This window comes from Runella sp. SP2 (assembly GCF_003711225.1).
In the GTDB taxonomy this organism is placed as follows: Bacteria; Bacteroidota; Bacteroidia; order Cytophagales; family Spirosomataceae; genus Runella.
Genome location: NZ_CP031030.1, coordinates 2,486,679 through 2,503,081 on the forward strand (window position 1 = coordinate 2,486,679; position 16,403 = coordinate 2,503,081).

Sequence of the window (16,403 nt, forward strand, 5' to 3'; positions counted from 1 at the left end):
AAGTGAAGGGTCACTCCTTCACCTCAAAACTCACCGTCACCTCCCCCGTCCCAAGAGCCGCTTGGAGTCCTGTTACATCGTCAATTTTACCCATTTTGGTGTAACTGTATGAAGTGCTAAATCCTTTGTAAAACAACACTAACGTACGAGAACCATACAGCATCAAATCTCCCACCTGAATACTCGGCGGGACAGAGGCGTTGGTTGGTAATGCCTTTGGTAAATCGGCGTATTTTTCGTTATTATTCAACTCTATCATACTGATATTCAGCGGCAATTGAGCAACAAAAGCTTTGGACGTGGCATTATCGACAAGAGTTGCCGTGAAGGTTTTATTACCGATTTTTATCTGTATTTTAGGGGTTGATACAACGGAGGTAGGTGGTTCAATCATCGTAGATTCGGGTTCACTTTGGATGCTTTCTGATTTACAAGCCGTTGAAACAAAAAGTGTACTAAAAAGGATGTAAGTTAGTATTTTCATTTTTGTGTTAGTTTAAATGTTCTTGAGTTCTTTGGCAGGTACTCCTCCCACTATGGTGTTTGGAGCTACGTCTTTTGTCACAACTGCCCCCGCGGCCACAATCGAATTTTCTCCAATTGTGACCCCAGGTAAAATCGTTGCATTGGCTCCAATCCAAACATTTCGTTTAATAGTTACCGATTTTAGGTCGAGCGATTTACGTTTGGTAGGGTCAATTGGGTGGTTTTCGGTAACAATACAGACTTGAGGGCCAATCAGCACATCGTCTTCAATCATAATTCCGCCGAGGTCGAGAAAGGTACATCCATGATTGATAAATACATTTTTTCCCAACTGAATATGTTGTCCAAAATTGGTATGAAAAGGTACAAAAACGGTGGTACTGGAATCAATCTGTTTCCCAATGATTTCGCTCAATCGCTCCCTTATTTGCGCTGTATCGGTAGAGTTATTAAGAGCAGGATTCAGTTTCAAGGTTCGATTTACCTTCTCCCACATATCGGGCAATTGGGGATCGTCAGCGGGAATGACTCCCCCTGACAGCATTCGTTCAAATAGGCTTTTCTGCGAATTCATTCACCTAAGTTGTCTAAATTAAAAGGCATTTTTTTCAATCGAATGCCCGTTGCTGCAAATATGGCATTGGCCAATGCAGGAGCCACGGGAGGAAGACCTGGTTCACCCACGCCTTTAATGGTTGCCCCCCCTTCTGCCAAAATATGGACTTCAACTTTGGGCGCCTCGTTGATCCTCAGCACAGGGTTGTCATGAAAATTGCTTTGTACAGTACGCCCGTTGGCAAACGTGATGCCGTTTTTGGTAGCGGCTGTAATACCCATAATTACCGCGCCTTCCATCTGAGCCTTTACGGTATCAGGATTCACGACTGTACCCAAATCAATAACCACATAAACTTTATCAATTTTCACTGAATTGTCCGACAATTTCGTCACCTCAATCACCTGCCCTGCCAATCCCGCAAAGAAGCTCCATTGCGCCACACCGCGACCTTTGCCCTTAGGTAGCGGTCTATCCCAGTTCGACACTTCTTTCAGTTTTTGCAAAACACGCTTGGTATCAGACTCTTTTGTGAGCATTTCTAAACGGAATGTCATCGGGTCTTTGCCTGCTTTATGCGCCAGTTCATCAATAAAACATTCGTGTGAAAAGGCCAAAGTAGAACTCGTTACCGAGCGCCACCACAACAAAGGCACATGAATATCGGCATATACAAATGTATTTTTCATGTTTGGGATTTCGTAGGCTTGGTGGCTGATACCTTCCACCATTGTTTCGTCCACTTTGGTTTTGTCGAATGCTGGATTAAGAAATGACAAGATGGTTGGTGCAATAACCTTGTGCTGAAAAGCCGCCAATTTACCATCGGTGGTCAAAGCCCCTTTCAATGCTGAGAAAGTAGGCGGGCGAAATGGCCCTAACTGCGTATCGTCTTCGCGGGTCCAAATAAGTTTCACAGGCTTTTTGATGGCTTTTGCCAAGTTTACGGCCTCGATGATAAAATCAATGGCGAGTCTTCGGCCAAAACCGCCGCCATTAAAACAAGTGTGGAGCGTGATATTTTCTTCTTTTAAGCCAAAACGACTCATCATATCACGAACCGTATCAGAAGAAACTTGGGTTGAAGTCCAGATTTCAAGATTACCATTTTCGTACCAATGAGCGGTGCAATTCATGGCCTCCATCGTAGAATGTGAGACAAAAGGTGTTTCGTAGAAAGCTTCCACCTTTTGCACGGATTCGGCAAAAATCTTATCAAAATCACCTTCGCTTTTGTCTATTAACCCTTCATTTTTAGCCAAATCTCTCAAATATTGGGTATAATCAGCCGTGTTAAAATTTTCTTTGCCTTGGTAATCCCAATTGACTTTCAGTGCTTTTCGACCTTTAAGGGCAGCCCAGTAGTTTTTGGCAACGACGGCTACTCCCGTGGTTTTATAAACGCCAAAAACTCGTTCTACCTCTACAACTTGCTCTACACCAGTCACTTTAAGTGTAGCTGTTTTATCAAAGTCTTTGAGTTTAGACCCAAAAACAGGGCAACGTTCCACCGACGCATAGACCATATTTGGCAGTTCGGCGTCTATTCCAAATACGGCCCTACCCGATACTTTCAAAGGAATATCTTGGCGTTTTGCAGGTTTTCCAAGGATTTTGAAATCTTTCGGATCTTTTAGGGTAGGATTTTTAGGTACTTCCAGCTTTGCGGCAGTTTCTACTAATTCTCCGTAAGTCAACGTTTTGCCCGTGGGTTGGTGGGTTACTTTGGCATTTTCGGCCGTACATTCCACCTCTGAAACATTCCATTGTTTGGCAGCAGCCGTAATCAACATCTCGCGGGCAGCAGCACCAACTTTGCGGAGTTCATTATAATTCAACCTAACCGACATGCTACCACCCGACATTTGCATAGGGCCAAATTTTGACTCCCCACCTGTTTGTTTTATTTCATATTGGTCGGACGAAATTCCCAATTCCTCCGCGATTAGGGCAGGAATTGATTGAAATGTACCTTGGCCGATTTCGGGTTTGGTATTAAAAATGGTGATTTTACCCGTTTTTTCGATGATGATATACGGGGTGAGTAGAGACAGGGCCTGCCCTGTCTCTACAACGGCGGTGGCGGTGACAACAGCTGCATTGGCATTGGAAATTCCTAACACCAACCCAGCCCCCGACAAACCCGTATATTTCAAAAAATTACGACGATTAATTGAATTATTTTCCATGATATATTCTTGGGTCTCAACGGCTGATTATTTCTTTTTCATTTCGTTTGCTGCCACATGAATGGCTTTACGGATACGCTCATACGTACCACATCGACAGATATTGCCTGCCATGTAAGTATCAATGTCTTCATCAGTAGGCGTTGGATTTGATTTTAATAATGCCACTGCCGACATAATTTGCCCCGACTGACAATAGCCACATTGAGGCACTTGTTCCTGAATCCATGCTTTCTGTACCACGTGGTCGATATTGGCTGAAATACCCTCGATGGTCGTAATTTTAGCCGTTGCTTTGACAGACGAAATAGGCGTTTGACACGAGCGAATGGCTTGACCATTTAGATGAACCGTACAGGCACCACAAAGCCCCATGCCACAGCCGAATTTTGTACCTTTTAGCCCTATGGTATCTCTGATTACCCATAAAATTGGGGTGTCAGCATCCGCTTCGACTTGCGCTTTTTTACCGTTTATGATTAAGTTATATTTCGCCATTGGAGGTTTATTTTATCTAAAGGTTGGTCGTTTTATTCAAAAATCGTTTGAAATTATAATTCAGTGTTACGTTCCACATAAAATCCTGATTTCCTGGCAAATTTGACGTAAACGTCTGGTTAATAGTAGATTGAAGACTGAACGAGGATTTTTTATGCCCCACCGCCACGGTAGCCGTTAGGTAACTTCCTTGGTAGCCATCGGTGTTGAGGAAGAAAACACTTGGGAATACATTCAAATAGAGGTTTTTATTCAAACCGATGTTGGTAAAAGCTGTATTCAGAAATAAAACGCGGGTTTGTTGAGGCCCCGTTTTTTGCAGCGCATTTCCTTGTAAATACACGGCACTTACCCCAAAATGGTCATTGAACTGATAGCTTGGCACGGCCTCAAAGGCAATGAATCGGAGCATTTCGGTGATTTCGGTGGTTTTGCCGTTTTCGGTGTCTTGGCGTTTTATGAGCGTAAAAGCAGGGTGCGTACCTACCCTAAAACCAAACTTTTTTTTGTCAATCAATTTATAGCGAAACCACCAGAGAAAACCGCCATTTTTGGCATCCAAGGCCACTCGAATGTCAGGGTCGAAACTAAATCTTTTTTTGCGAAACGATAACGTACTTACAATCGCTGGGCTATTCAGAGAAAACGAGGGAATGATAGAAAATCCATTGTTGGTTAAACCCACCGATCCCGAAAAAGTAGCGGTATTGTTAGTGCTATCGGGCGTTTGTCCGATGCTAAATAAAGAGGTTAAAATAAATAGAAACAGAAAAAGAAAATTCGTTAAACAATTCATTGACAGGTATTTATTTATTTTTTTGCAAAGTTAGCGTGAGCATTTAGGATAACTTTTATACATTTCACTGTTTTACCTACCAATTTTACCGATGGTATTCCAATTCAACATTTAAGGATGTAGATTTGGTAAAAAAATACCAAGCCGATGATTATTTATGATAGCATAAAAACCTATAATGAAACCTTCAATCACCCTACCTTACACCCGCTCATCAGTGTGCTGGATTTGAGCAAAGGCAACCCTTTGAAGCGAGACAAATTCCGAATGGATTTCTATGCCATCATCATCAAAGACAGCAAATGTGGCGACTTACGATATGGCTTGAGGTACTATGATTATGACGAAGGAAGCATTATTTTTTTTGCTCCAGGGCAAATTACCACCTCCGAACCCGAAGGCGAATGGCATCAACCCTATGGCCTTGCCCTTATTTTTCATCCCGATTTAATCAAAGGAACGAGCTTAGGCAAGCAAATTCACGAATACACCTTTTTTAACTACGATTCTTACGAAGCACTGCACGTTTCGGAGAAAGAAAGAAACTTGGTGGATATTTGTTTTGCAAATATTGAATTGGAAATCAAGCAAAATATGGATGCCCACAGCAAAAAACTCATCGTGGCCAACATTGAATTGTTATTGAAATATTGTAGCCGTTTCTACGACCGCCAATTCATCACGCGGGAACACGTAAATCACGGAATTATCGAACAATTTGAGCAAAAACTAAATGAATATTTTCAAGGTGAAGAACTAAAATTCAACGGCTTACCTTCGGTGGCATACTTTGCCAATGAATTACATCTCTCTGCCAATTATTTTGGTGATTTGGTAAAAAAACAAACAGGTAAAACAGCTTTAGAATACATACAGCTTCGCTTGATAGATTTAGCCAAAGAACGCATCTTCGACAACAGCAAATCGGTGAGCGAAATAGCCTACGAATTGGGTTTCAAATATCCGCAGCATTTTACCCGATTTTTTAAGCAAAAAGTGGGGGTAAGTCCTGTGGAGTATCGTATTGGAATAAATTAAGAGAAAGGCGCAAAGTCACAGCAGTAAACACCCCTCTGCGGCTTTGCGCCTTTGCGTGCATAAAAATCTCCTTATACCTCAATCACAGGCACTTCGCCTTCCACAATTAGCTTGCCTTCCGTGACTGATTGAATGTATTCGACCGTAATGCCAGGGGCTATTTCGAGCAGTTTGAAGCCTCCCTCGGGCACTACTTCAAAAACCCCGAGTTCGGTCACAATTTTTTTAACGCAGCCAATACCCGTCAGCGGCAACGTACAGCTTTTCAACAACTTAGACTCTCCCGCTTTATTGACGTGCTGCATGGCTACAATGATATTTTTAGCCGAGGCTACCAAATCCATTGCACCACCCATGCCTTTCACCATCTTGCCAGGGATTTTCCAGTTGGCGATGTCCCCGTTTTCGGACACTTCCATCGCACCCAAAATCGTCAAGTCCACGTGCTCACCGCGAATCATGGCAAAACTCTCCGCCGAACTGAACAACGACGAACCTGCTTGTATGGTCACAGTTTGTTTGCCTGCGTTGATGAGGTCTGCATCCACATTTTCCTCCGTTGGGAATGGACCAATGCCGAGCAAACCATTTTCGGATTGAAGTACTACGTTAATGCCTTCGGGGATATAATTGGCGACTAACGTGGGGATTCCAATGCCTAAATTGACGTAATAGCCATCGCGGAGTTCTTTGGCAATGCGTTTGGCGATGCCGAATTTGTCCAGCCCCCCTGCCCCCAATGGGGGAGTTACTTTAATCGCAGTTTTCTTTTTTAATATGGTTTCGATATTATTTAATACTTCGCTACGATTCAGGAGAACATCATCATTGGAAAAGCGAACAACTTGAAATCCTTCTTTTTCCAACCAATCGGTTTGTTCTTTATCAGATACAACGTTATCAGGCATTTGATGAATTAGTCCATCAATTTCGATAATCAAGCCCTCTTTTAAACAAACAAAATCTGCAATGTATTGACCAATAATGTGTTGTCTTCGGAATTTATAACTTTCCAATTTTTTCCCGCTTAATGCCTCCCAAAGTACTTCCTCAGCCTTTGTCGGATTATTTCTCATTCTCTCCGAAAACTCTTTCAATAGTCCATATGTAAAAGGGTCTGCCTTCTGCCAATAAGATGAATCTCTCAACGGCTTTGTTCCCCCATTGGGGGTTAGGGGGCTGGCGATTGTCCGTTGCTCTATCCGTTTTTCGTAATTTTTTCCTTCAAAAATCCGCTGCACATAAATTCCTGGAACGTGAATTTCGTTGGGATCAAGTTCGCCCGCAAGAAGGAGTTCTTCCACTTCGGCAATGCAGACTTTTCCCGCTGCCGCCATCATGGGATTGAAGTTGCGAGCGGTGCCTCTAAAGACCAAATTCCCAGAAGTATCTCCTTTCCAAGCCTTTACAATCGAAAAATCGGCGCGTAGCCACGATTCCAGCAAGTATTTTTTTCCGTTAAATTCGCGTACTTCTTTGCCCTCAGCAACTTCGGTGCCAACACCTGCGGGGGTAAAAAATGCGGGAATACCCGCTCCTCCCGCCCGTACTCGCTCGGCCAACGTCCCTTGGGGAATCAGTTCGACTTCCAGCTCACCCGAAAGCAGTTGCCGTTCAAACTCCTTATTTTCACCGACATAGGACGAAATCATCTTTTTGACTTGTCGCTGTTGGAGCATCAAGCCAATCCCAAAGGTATCGACTCCCGCGTTGTTGGAAATACAAGTCAATTCTTTCACTCCTTTTTCTACCAAAGCTGAAATGCAGTTTTCGGGAATACCGCATAGGCCAAATCCTCCGAGCATTAGTATGGCTCCGTCTTTTATATCTGCCACGGCCTCAGCCGCGCCACTTACTACTTTATTTATCATGTTTTTTCGGTTAATCTGTTTATGAATACATTCGGGTCTGACTATCGTCTGACCCTGTTTTAGCTCACGGTCAGACGGTAGTCAGACCGATACAATTAATTGCGTATAAAACGAACCACGAATGGCGTTAGTTTATTTTATAGACCTGAATCATCACTTTGTCAGGCTTACGAATCCCCGTTGCCACAAACACCGATTGAGACAGCCATACGTACTTTGGGTCGGCGGTTTCAAATACAGGAATAGACCGAAAGTAATATTCTGACGGATCCACTTCTTTTCCTTCCGACAAACGTTTCATCACCTCCGCAGGCCCTCGCCGAAGTCCTTGGTTAACAATCGTAATCAAGGCACCATCATCGGTTTGAAGTACATAACGGGCATCCAACTCCGCTACCCCATCCGTACGAATTACCTGCCAATCGTATCCTCCTGCTTGAATCTTTCCTTTGATGGCTGGCCCTTCAAACGTCCCTCCCGTAATGGGAATCATACGACGATTGCCACGGTGGGTATCGCCCATAAATTGTATATCGGCAACCTCTACCCTCAATTCAAAAGCAAATTCAAATTCCATCTTTATTTTTTGTTCAAAGTCCTATTCGCCCCTGTATTCATTCACTTTTTCAGTTTTAAATTTCTCGGTTTTACAGTTTTGCGATTCCATTATCCTTTCAAATTCAGGGTTTGCACATCAAAGCCCGCTACTTTTTTGTAGTGTTCCATGACTTGTTCCAACTCATCATGCGGAATTTCTTCGGAAGAAAACCCTTGAGGAAAACGTTCTTCCATCAAGTCCATGATTTGGTCGGGGCCTTTGGCGCGGTTTTGAAGCACCACCTTGGCTGCGGCTGGCACTCGCTCTTGGTCGTAAGCCTCCAACGCCGCCAAAGGATTTTTAAATTTGAGCAAACATTCCATCAAATAATCGGCATCCAAAATAGCCTGTGACGCTCCATTTGAACCAATTGGGTACATCGGATGCGCCGCATCACCCAAAAGCGTCACTCGTCCAAACGTCCAGCGGTCGAGCGGGTTACGGTCGCTCATCGGAAACTCATACACCGCTTTGGCTCCGTCAATCATCGCAGGCACATCCAGCCAGTCAAACGTCCAATCTTTGTAAATTTCTACCAATCGCGCCTTATCAGCTTCGCGGTTCCAGTCGCGTGCAGTAAGTTTCGATTTCCCTTCTTTCAAATTACCCACCCAGTTGATAAGAAAATTTCCATTCTCGTCGGGCGTAGGGTCAATGGGATACACCACCATTTTTTGCTGCATACTTCCAATCATTGCCATCGACGTACCGTTCAAAAATGGTTTCATACGAGTTGTTCCTCGATAAAGTACGTTTTCGGAATACACAGGTGGCCCTTCGTTTGGATACAACTGTTGACGAACTACTGAGTTGATTCCGTCAGCACCAATTAATAAATCTCCTGTTTCCTGCCGAATACTTTCACCCGTTTCCCGATTGATAAAAATCGCTTTGACCTCCGTTTCATTTTGCTCAAAATGCGACAAATGATGGTTAGGAATGAGCTTTTCCTCGCCAAGTACTTGTTTGGCTTCCTCCCACAGAAGCATCTGCAACGTACCTCGGTGAATGGAGAATTGAGGCCATTTATATCCTGCAAAACGTCCGCGAGGCTCCGTCCAAAACTGCTGCCCAAACTTATTGAAATACACCAAATCAGTGGTTTCAATGGCATTTTTTGCCATTGTTTCTTGCAGACCAAGGTGGGTAAGTACTCGTACCGAATGAGGCAGCGTATTGATTCCGACGCCGAGGGGTTTTACTTCTTTTACGGATTCATACACGACCACATCAAACCCTGCTTTGTGAAGGCAAAGCGCGGTAGTTAGTCCTCCAATTCCTCCGCCAATTACAATAATTTTCATAGGTTAACTCCTGTGAGTTTATTTATTAAAAAAGGATTTCGGTTTCTGCAACGGTCGTTAGCCGTTCTTTATTTACGACCACTTTTGCTAGATAGTCAATTTTGGAAAGTTCGTAGGTAAAATAAAATTTCATCGCATGAATCTTAGAGTCGTAAAAGCCTGATTTTTCGGACATTGTCGAAAGATTTTGTTGGGAAACCACCCCGATTCTCAGCCACTGCCAAGCAACGTTGAGTATGCCAAAAAACTCCATGTAGAGCGTAGCGTCGGCCAAAAAAGCCTCGTTGTCACCTGCGGCGGCAATAGAAAGTAACTCGCGAGTGACTTGGTCAAACTTCCCTAAAGCCTCTTTCAGTTTCTCACCATAAGCACTCAATTCAGGAGTAAGGAAAGCTTTTGTTACATCTTTTTCAACTTCTTCTTTCCAAATCTGCAACGCAAACCCTTTGTTTTTAACTATTTGTCTTCCTAAAAGTGCCTGCGACTGTATCCCCGTTGTTCCTTCATAAATACTCATAATTCGCACGTCGCGCGCCATTTGTTCCAACGTAAAATCCTCACTATACCCATATCCTCCAAGCACTTGCAAGCCTTGATTAACAGATACATTTCCCATTTCGGCACCGTAGGTTTTGGCCACAGGAGTAAGTAATTCGAGCAAAGCATCGTATTTCATTCGTTCCTCTTCCGTTTGGCAAACTTTGAGCAAATCCATGTAGTAGTAGCACTGCATGATAAACGCCAATGTCCCTTCGGTAATGACTTTTTGGGTCAACAACATTCTACGAACATCGGGATGCTGCTTGATAGCCACCGACCCTTTTTCGGCTAATTTGGCCGACAATCCTTTGCCTTGCACGCGCTCTTGCGCGTACTGTAATGAGGTATGATAAGCCGCAGAAGCAATAGCAATACCTGTCAACCCAACGCCCAAACGCGCACCATTCATCATTTGAAACATTTGAGACAAACCCTGATTCGGTTCTCCCAGCAAGTATCCTGTACAATTATTTTCTTGCCCAAACCCCAAATGCAACGCAGGAGTCGCTTTTTGACCCATTTTGTGAATCACTCCAATAGATTTAACATCATTAGCCCCCATTGGCGGTTTGGGGGCTGGAACCATAAAAAGGGAGATTCCTTTTGTTCCGCGTGGAGCACCTTCGATTCTGGCTAAAACAAGATGAATGATATTATCAGTTACATCATGGTCGCCTGCCGAAATAAATATTTTTTGACCTCTGATTTTGTACGTTCCATCGGCTTGTGGTACAGCCATTGTTGTGATTTCTGACAACGCACTTCCCGCTTGTGGTTCGGTCAAACACATCGTACCTCCCCATTGTCCCGACAGCAATTGGGGTAAAAACTGTTGTTTTTGAGCCTCATCACCATAGGTCAAAATCAGATTGGCACAACCCACCATCAAGTCAGTAAACATGATAAAACTGTTGTGACCACACATACAAATAAATTCTACGGCAGCATTCACAGTTTTGGGCAATTGTTGCCCGCCCCATTCAAAAGGAAAAGTGGCCGATAAAAGCCCCGAGTCTGCATACGCTTTGACAAAAGTATGTATGCCCGCATGTACCGAGACGCTCCCATTTTCTAGCACAGGGGGATGACGGTCGGATGACACATAATTGGCCTGCATGATGCGCTGACTAATCTTCGTTGCATTATCCAATGTCATGGCAAAAGTTTCGGAACTGTGTGCGTTAAAGTAGTTCCAATGAAGCAACTGCTCCACTTCAATTACTTCATTAAGCAGAAAATCAATGGTCTCCCGCGAAAATAATTTCGTCATTTTTATCTGATTTCTGAGTATGATTTGTACCAAACCACAATCCTAACAACCCAACAAATGCCACTCCAGCCATGACACTCACCATAGGCATGGCCGTACCGTCATCAAAATAGCTACAAATGGCTGAGGCAACCGCTCCTGCCCCCATTTGAAAACTTCCAAGTAATGCTGTAGCCGAACCTACATTTTTGGAAAAAGGTCTAATCGCCAAAGCCATCGCATTGGCACCAATCATACCTAAACAAAAGGTATAAACGGCTATCAGGCTCATTAAAGAGCCTAACGAGAGATACGAAAATGCCACGACAACCACCAATGCAACGCCCATTAGCGCTTGTACCAGCAACCCTCTTTTAGCAATGGTTTCGCTGGAATGATATTTCAATAACCAACGATTTAATTGGCTTCCGACCACAAAAAAGGCAGCATTTAGACCAAATACCCAGCCAAAAGTCTGTTCGTTGAGCCCAAGGAGTTTCATATAAACAAAGGGCGCATTGGCTATAAAAGCAAAAATTCCCGCCGTGTTCATGGCAGCCACTAGGGTGAAACCTAAAAACGCGCGGTTTTGCAAAATGGAATAGAAGTCAGTTAGAACAGCTTTTGGTTTTAGAGATACGCTTCGGTCTTTTCCGCGAGATTCAGGTAAAAAGAAATAGACCAAACCTAGTACAAGACTTGCAAATGCCGCTAATACCCAGAAGATAGCTCTCCAACCCATACCAACCACGACAAATCCACCCACTGAAGGTGCAATGATGGGGGCAATGCCCATCACCAATGTCATGGTTGAAAAAACTTGCGCCAAACGGTTGGCAGGAAAAACATCTCTAACAATGGCGCGATTGGCCACCATTCCCATGCTTCCGCCAATGGCCTGAAAAAAGCGGAGCACAATTAAGCCTTCAACGGAATTGACCATCGAACAGCCAATACTTGCTAGAATGTATAACCCAAGCATTATAAGAAGAGGATTTTTACGTCCAAAACGGTCAATAAGAGGGCCATTAAGAAGTTGTCCCAAGCAAATCCCGACGAAATAGCTACTCATCGAATAAGCGACTTCGGCGATGGTTACGTTCAATTCTTGGGCAATGGTAGGAAAAGCCGCCAAGTACATATCGGTCGAAAAAGGACCAATTCCTTGCAAGGCTCCTAATAATAAAATGATGTTTTGTTCTTGTTTTTTTGTCATGAAGAAGAAATTTCAAACCTATGAGGTTTCTAAATCGAGCGAGTACAAAACCTCATAGGTTTAATTAAACCAAAAATGACTAATTATTGGAATAGTGCAAATTTCCAACAATTAGTCAAAAAATGGTTAGGCGAAATGCGTTTTATTTTATGCAGAATCAATCTACAAGTTACTCAAAAGCTTCCTTTACGATTTCAAGTAGGGCTTTTTTAGTGAGAGTACTTTCCTCAGATTTATCATATATTGCGACCAGATAGATGACACACCCCTCCTCCGTTTCTTCAAAAAGGTATGAAATCACCCTAAATCCGCCACTTTTTCCCTTCCCTTTACTCTTTACTGACAACCGAATCTTATAAAGCCCAGCCCCAAGTGCCTCACCTATTTTTGGATTTTCAAGAAGTGCATTAACCAGCTGCTCTACATCTTCATCAAGAGAATTGAACTTTTTAGAAAGCCTTTTATAGCGATTGTCAAAATAAGGCGTTGTGTAAACCTCATTTTTCATTCGCTATTTCCCTTTTTAAATCTGCAAATGTTCGGCGAGGTAATTTCCCTTCTTGAATTAGCTTTACTTCTTTTAACCCTTTTTCAACCCCTTCTACAAACACTTCAACCTTTTCATTTTCGTCTATGAGCTGTTTGAAGCGTCTTTTTTCTTTTGCTGGCAAGTGGCTATAAAGCTCGTATAGTGCGTGTGCTTGTGACATAATTCTTGATGTTGGTTCTCAAAGTTAGCAAACAAAATTCAACAATTCAAAGCTCACACATTCTCCCTACTACACCCGCTCAAGCACCACGGCATAACCCATACCGACGCCTACACACATGGAAGCCAAGGCATAACGTTGATTAGTACGAACAAGCTGATTTACTGCCGCTTGCACAATACGCGTCCCCGACATACCAAGCGGATGCCCAAGGGCAATGGCTCCTCCGTTGGGATTGATACGGGCGTCGTCATCGGCCAAGCCAAGATTGCGCGACACCGCCAAACATTGAGCCGAAAACGCTTCATTAAACTCAATTACCGCCATGTCATCGAGCGTCAATCCTGCTTTTTGAAGGGCTTTTTGGGTTGCTCCCACGGGCCCAATCCCCATAATCCGAGGCTCTACGCCCACTACCGCCGAGCTAATAATACGCGCTTTAGGAGTGAGATTATAGCTTTTCACCGCCTCTTCCGACGCAATAAACATGGCCGCTGCCCCGTCGTTTAAGCCCGAAGCATTGCCCGCCGTGACCGTCCCACCTTCTTTTTTGAAGGCAGGTTTTAGCTTGGCTAATCCTTCCAAAGTGGTACCTGGCTTGATAAATTCGTCTTTGTCAAAAACCGTTACATTGCCTTTGCGGTCGGTCATTTCAACGGGAACAATCTCTTCAGCCAAAATCCCATTTTGCTGAGCCGCTGCTGCTTTTTGTTGAGAACGTAAGGCAAACAAATCTTGGTCTTCGCGACTGATATTGTACATTTCGGCCAAATTTTCCGCTGTCACCCCCATGGCGTCGGTGCCGTACATTTTTTGCATTTTGGGGTTAACAAAACGCCAGCCAAAGCTCGAATCAAACATTTGGGCGTCGTTGCCAAAGGGTTTTGAGGTTTTTGAAATCACCCAAGGGCCACGCGTCATGTGTTCCACCCCTCCAGCGATAAATACTTCCCCATCACCTGCTTTGATGGCGCGATTGGCGTGAACCACGGCTGACATCCCAGAAGAACACAATCGGTTGACGGTTTCCCCAGGAACTGTGTAAGGAAGTCCTGCCAACAGTAACGCCATCCGCGCTACATTACGATTGTCCTCCCCTGCTTGGTTGTGACAACCCAAAATCACATCTTCAATCGCTTCCGCTGGAATCGAAGGGTTCCTTTTTATCAATTCAATGATGGGTAAGGCCGCTAAATCATCAGCTCTTACGGGTGACAAACTGCCACCAAAGCTACCAATCGGAGTCCGAATGGCATCTATGATAAATGCTTCTTTCATGGTAAGTGCTAAAACACAGTTATTTGTTAATTGTTATCCGTTAACCGTTTTAGAGTGCCGATAACGGTTTACGGCTTGGCGATGTGGCGGATTTTTAACACAAAAGTTTAATAGAATTACTGCTGTTGAACTTTGCACAAATGTTTGATATAAGTACTTCAGCCGCCATATTGCCAAACCGATGTTATGGCTCGTTTTTCTTATCTGCATTGTTTCATTATTTCGTATTTCAAACTGTCTGTCCGTTTGTTGTATTGAAAGTCATAATACTTTTCTAAGCTGTCTTTGGAAGAAACTATCATTTCCAAGTATTTGTACTCAGATAGTTTGTCAGGCGGAATCTGTGTCGCCATTCCCATACCTTCAAACCAAATACCAACTTCTGAACTGCTTGTTTTCGTTTTGGCATCATCCCAAAACATATAGTTTGCTCTTTCAGGAATTTTTTTTCTGTCTCCTGCATTTGTCACATAAAAGTATTGGTGATTTATGTAGCCACTTTCTATTTTACCTTTATACAGTAAAATTCCGTTTTCAGGAAAGTTTAGTTGTTCTCGCCCGTCCTTTTTTATAATTTCTTGTCCGCCGTCGATTTGTTGAACTACAATTGCTTTTCCCTTAAAATTGTCTGGAAAATTGAAGTCAAGTTTTTGAGCGGTCGCTGTTCCAATAATTCCTGACAAATAAAAAAACAAATGCATCGAAGGATACCAAAATAATAATGGTAAAACTGTCCAAAGTGTCTTCGCTAAAATCTTTGTCTTACTAAACCATAAAATTCCAACTCCGATAATAAAAGCAGGAACAGTAAAAATTAGCAAATATGGGTTAAGTGAAACCAAAAAGGTCAGAATAATTATTGTCAGTCCGAATATGTATTTTTTATCTTTCAATATAGTGTCGATTTGTCGTTTCGTGTCGGTCTTTTAAAATGAGCCATAACTATACGATTGTTCTTATAATGAGGTAAAAAACGGTAGGGCACAAAAGGCATCCAAGTCCCGTATAAAAAGTAGCAGTAAGTGCGCCATAAGGCACCAATTTCGGGTCAGTAGCGGCTAATCCAGCCATTACGCCTGCGTTTGTTCCCATAATTCCCCCAAAAACCATGGCAGTATGAGGATTATCTAGTCCAATTCGTTTGGCCACCAAAGGGGTGGCAATAGCTACTACCGTCGCTTTGACGACGCCCGTGGCAATGCTCAAAGCAATCACTTCCGAACTCGCTCCAATCGCAGCACCCGTCACGGGGCCAACGATGTACGTACAGGCACCCGCCCCAATGGTGGTGAGGCTGACGGCATCACGAATCCCTAATCCAAAAGCGACGAAAACGCCTAAACAAAAAGAGAGAATAGTACCAATCAGCAATGAAATTGCCCCTACTACGCCCGATTTTTTCATCAGCAAAATACTTGCCCCAAACGCTGTGGACACAATCGCAAAATCGCGAAACATGGAACCTCCCAATTGACCCATTCCCGAAAAGAGTTTCACATCGGCAATGCCCTTTTCTCCTCCTGAAATTGTACCTCCTACATAAGCCAATAGTAATCCAAAAACGATGGCCACCGCTGGAGTTGGCACTTTTTTATTGAGCAATCGCTTGGATACGTTATCAGCCACCAAAATCATCAACCCAACCACCAAAAACGCAACGACTAATCCATTTTTTTCCAAAAACTTGAGAAGAATTTCCATGTTATTGTTCCGTTGAAGGTTTAAAGGCTTTGGTCAAATAAGGGATAGTAAAGTAACAAACGGCAACGGGTAACGCCCCTGCCAACAAGGCCACTGCTCCGCCCGAAACGGCGAGTTTGACATTTTGGGTAGAAGCCATTGCCACAATAATAGGAATGTACATTTGGTTCCAAAACTGGATTCCTGATTGCGTCAGAGTATCCAACTTTCCCTGTTTTTCTAACCAACTGTTGATAACAATCAGCAAAAGCATGGCAAAACCTACCCCGCCGACGTTGGCATCTACGCCTAGCCAAGTTCCGAGGTATTCGCCGACTACTTGTCCGACGAGGTAACAAAATGCTAAAAGGGCGACACCGTAAATGACCATGGG

17 protein-coding genes and 2 pseudogenes are annotated in these 16,403 nt (G+C 43.5%); 1 reads left to right on the plus strand and 18 read right to left on the minus strand.

The window, feature by feature from the left end; genetic code table 11:
• Nucleotides 1-10 precede the first annotated feature (10 nt).
• From DTQ70_RS10520 to DTQ70_RS10540, 5 genes are read right to left on the minus strand one after another with little or no spacing between them, the layout of a single operon-like run.
• Complete coding sequence (locus tag DTQ70_RS10520) at nucleotides 11-484, minus strand: cyclophilin-like fold protein (RefSeq protein WP_122930764.1); 474 nt, start codon at nucleotides 482-484, stop codon at nucleotides 11-13.
• Between the two features lie 12 nt (nucleotides 485-496).
• Nucleotides 497-1,060, minus strand: a complete 564-nt coding sequence (locus tag DTQ70_RS10525) for a sugar O-acetyltransferase (RefSeq protein WP_122930765.1) — start codon at nucleotides 1,058-1,060, stop codon at nucleotides 497-499.
• Nucleotides 1,057-3,231, minus strand: coding sequence for a xanthine dehydrogenase family protein molybdopterin-binding subunit (locus tag DTQ70_RS10530; protein ID WP_122930766.1), 2,175 nt, complete (start codon nucleotides 3,229-3,231; stop codon nucleotides 1,057-1,059). The genes DTQ70_RS10525 and DTQ70_RS10530 overlap by 4 nt, the downstream gene beginning before the upstream one ends.
• A gap of 27 nt (nucleotides 3,232-3,258) precedes the next feature.
• The gene (locus DTQ70_RS10535; protein ID WP_122930767.1) at nucleotides 3,259-3,729 is read right to left on the minus strand and encodes a (2Fe-2S)-binding protein; all 471 of its coding nucleotides are present in this window, start codon (nucleotides 3,727-3,729) and stop codon (nucleotides 3,259-3,261) included.
• 16 nt (nucleotides 3,730-3,745) lie between these two features.
• A complete protein-coding gene (locus DTQ70_RS10540; protein WP_122930768.1) occupies nucleotides 3,746-4,525 on the minus strand; it encodes a hypothetical protein in 780 nt (259 codons plus the stop codon).
• A 147-nt stretch (nucleotides 4,526-4,672) separates the two neighbouring features.
• Between DTQ70_RS10540 and DTQ70_RS10545 the strand changes: the two genes are divergently transcribed.
• Nucleotides 4,673-5,563, plus strand: a complete 891-nt coding sequence (locus DTQ70_RS10545; RefSeq protein ID WP_122930769.1) for an AraC family transcriptional regulator — start codon at nucleotides 4,673-4,675, stop codon at nucleotides 5,561-5,563.
• Nucleotides 5,564-5,634: 71 nt separating this feature from the next.
• Here the strand turns inward: DTQ70_RS10545 and DTQ70_RS10550 are convergent, their stop codons facing one another.
• The 13 genes and pseudogenes from DTQ70_RS10550 to madL form a co-directional block, all read right to left on the minus strand.
• Complete coding sequence (locus DTQ70_RS10550) at nucleotides 5,635-6,288, minus strand: 3-oxoacid CoA-transferase subunit B (RefSeq protein WP_122934354.1); 654 nt, start codon at nucleotides 6,286-6,288, stop codon at nucleotides 5,635-5,637.
• Between the two features lie 108 nt (nucleotides 6,289-6,396).
• A pseudogene (locus DTQ70_RS10555) lies at nucleotides 6,397-6,639 on the minus strand (endonuclease domain-containing protein); the annotation flags it as partial.
• 105 nt (nucleotides 6,640-6,744) lie between these two features.
• Nucleotides 6,745-7,434 (minus strand): annotated as a pseudogene (locus tag DTQ70_RS10560) (CoA transferase subunit A); the annotation flags it as partial.
• Nucleotides 7,435-7,561: 127 nt separating this feature from the next.
• Nucleotides 7,562-8,011 carry a DUF3237 domain-containing protein gene (locus tag DTQ70_RS10565; RefSeq protein WP_122930770.1) on the minus strand — a complete coding sequence of 150 codons (450 nt, stop codon included), beginning with the start codon at nucleotides 8,009-8,011 and terminating at the stop codon, nucleotides 7,562-7,564.
• Nucleotides 8,012-8,100: 89 nt separating this feature from the next.
• A complete protein-coding gene (locus DTQ70_RS10570; RefSeq protein WP_122930771.1) occupies nucleotides 8,101-9,336 on the minus strand; it encodes a flavin-dependent oxidoreductase in 1,236 nt (411 codons plus the stop codon).
• A gap of 25 nt (nucleotides 9,337-9,361) precedes the next feature.
• A complete protein-coding gene (locus DTQ70_RS10575; protein WP_122930772.1) occupies nucleotides 9,362-11,146 on the minus strand; it encodes an acyl-CoA dehydrogenase in 1,785 nt (594 codons plus the stop codon).
• Nucleotides 11,115-12,341, minus strand: a complete 1,227-nt coding sequence (locus tag DTQ70_RS10580) for a multidrug effflux MFS transporter (RefSeq protein WP_122930773.1) — start codon at nucleotides 12,339-12,341, stop codon at nucleotides 11,115-11,117. Before DTQ70_RS10580 ends, DTQ70_RS10575 begins: the two co-directional genes overlap by 32 nt.
• Before the next feature lie 169 nt (nucleotides 12,342-12,510).
• Nucleotides 12,511-12,849 (minus strand): type II toxin-antitoxin system RelE/ParE family toxin, encoded by a 339-nt coding sequence (locus DTQ70_RS10585; protein ID WP_122930774.1) that lies wholly within the window; start codon nucleotides 12,847-12,849, stop codon nucleotides 12,511-12,513.
• Nucleotides 12,839-13,051, minus strand: coding sequence for a hypothetical protein (locus tag DTQ70_RS10590; protein ID WP_122930775.1), 213 nt, complete (start codon nucleotides 13,049-13,051; stop codon nucleotides 12,839-12,841). Before DTQ70_RS10590 ends, DTQ70_RS10585 begins: the two co-directional genes overlap by 11 nt.
• Before the next feature lie 69 nt (nucleotides 13,052-13,120).
• Nucleotides 13,121-14,329, minus strand: coding sequence for a 3-oxoadipyl-CoA thiolase (gene pcaF, locus DTQ70_RS10595; RefSeq protein WP_122930776.1), 1,209 nt, complete (start codon nucleotides 14,327-14,329; stop codon nucleotides 13,121-13,123).
• 200 nt (nucleotides 14,330-14,529) lie between these two features.
• On the minus strand, nucleotides 14,530-15,222 hold the full coding sequence (locus DTQ70_RS10600; protein ID WP_164489964.1) for a DUF6843 domain-containing protein: 693 nt from the start codon (nucleotides 15,220-15,222) through the stop codon (nucleotides 14,530-14,532).
• Between the two features lie 49 nt (nucleotides 15,223-15,271).
• Nucleotides 15,272-16,030: a malonate transporter subunit MadM gene (madM, locus tag DTQ70_RS10605; RefSeq protein WP_122930778.1), complete on the minus strand. Its 759-nt coding sequence runs from the start codon at nucleotides 16,028-16,030 to the stop codon at nucleotides 15,272-15,274.
• Between the two features lies 1 nt (nucleotide 16,031).
• The gene (gene madL / locus DTQ70_RS10610) at nucleotides 16,032-16,400 is read right to left on the minus strand and encodes a malonate transporter subunit MadL (RefSeq protein ID WP_122930779.1); all 369 of its coding nucleotides are present in this window, start codon (nucleotides 16,398-16,400) and stop codon (nucleotides 16,032-16,034) included.
• Nucleotides 16,401-16,403: the final 3 nt, after the last annotated feature.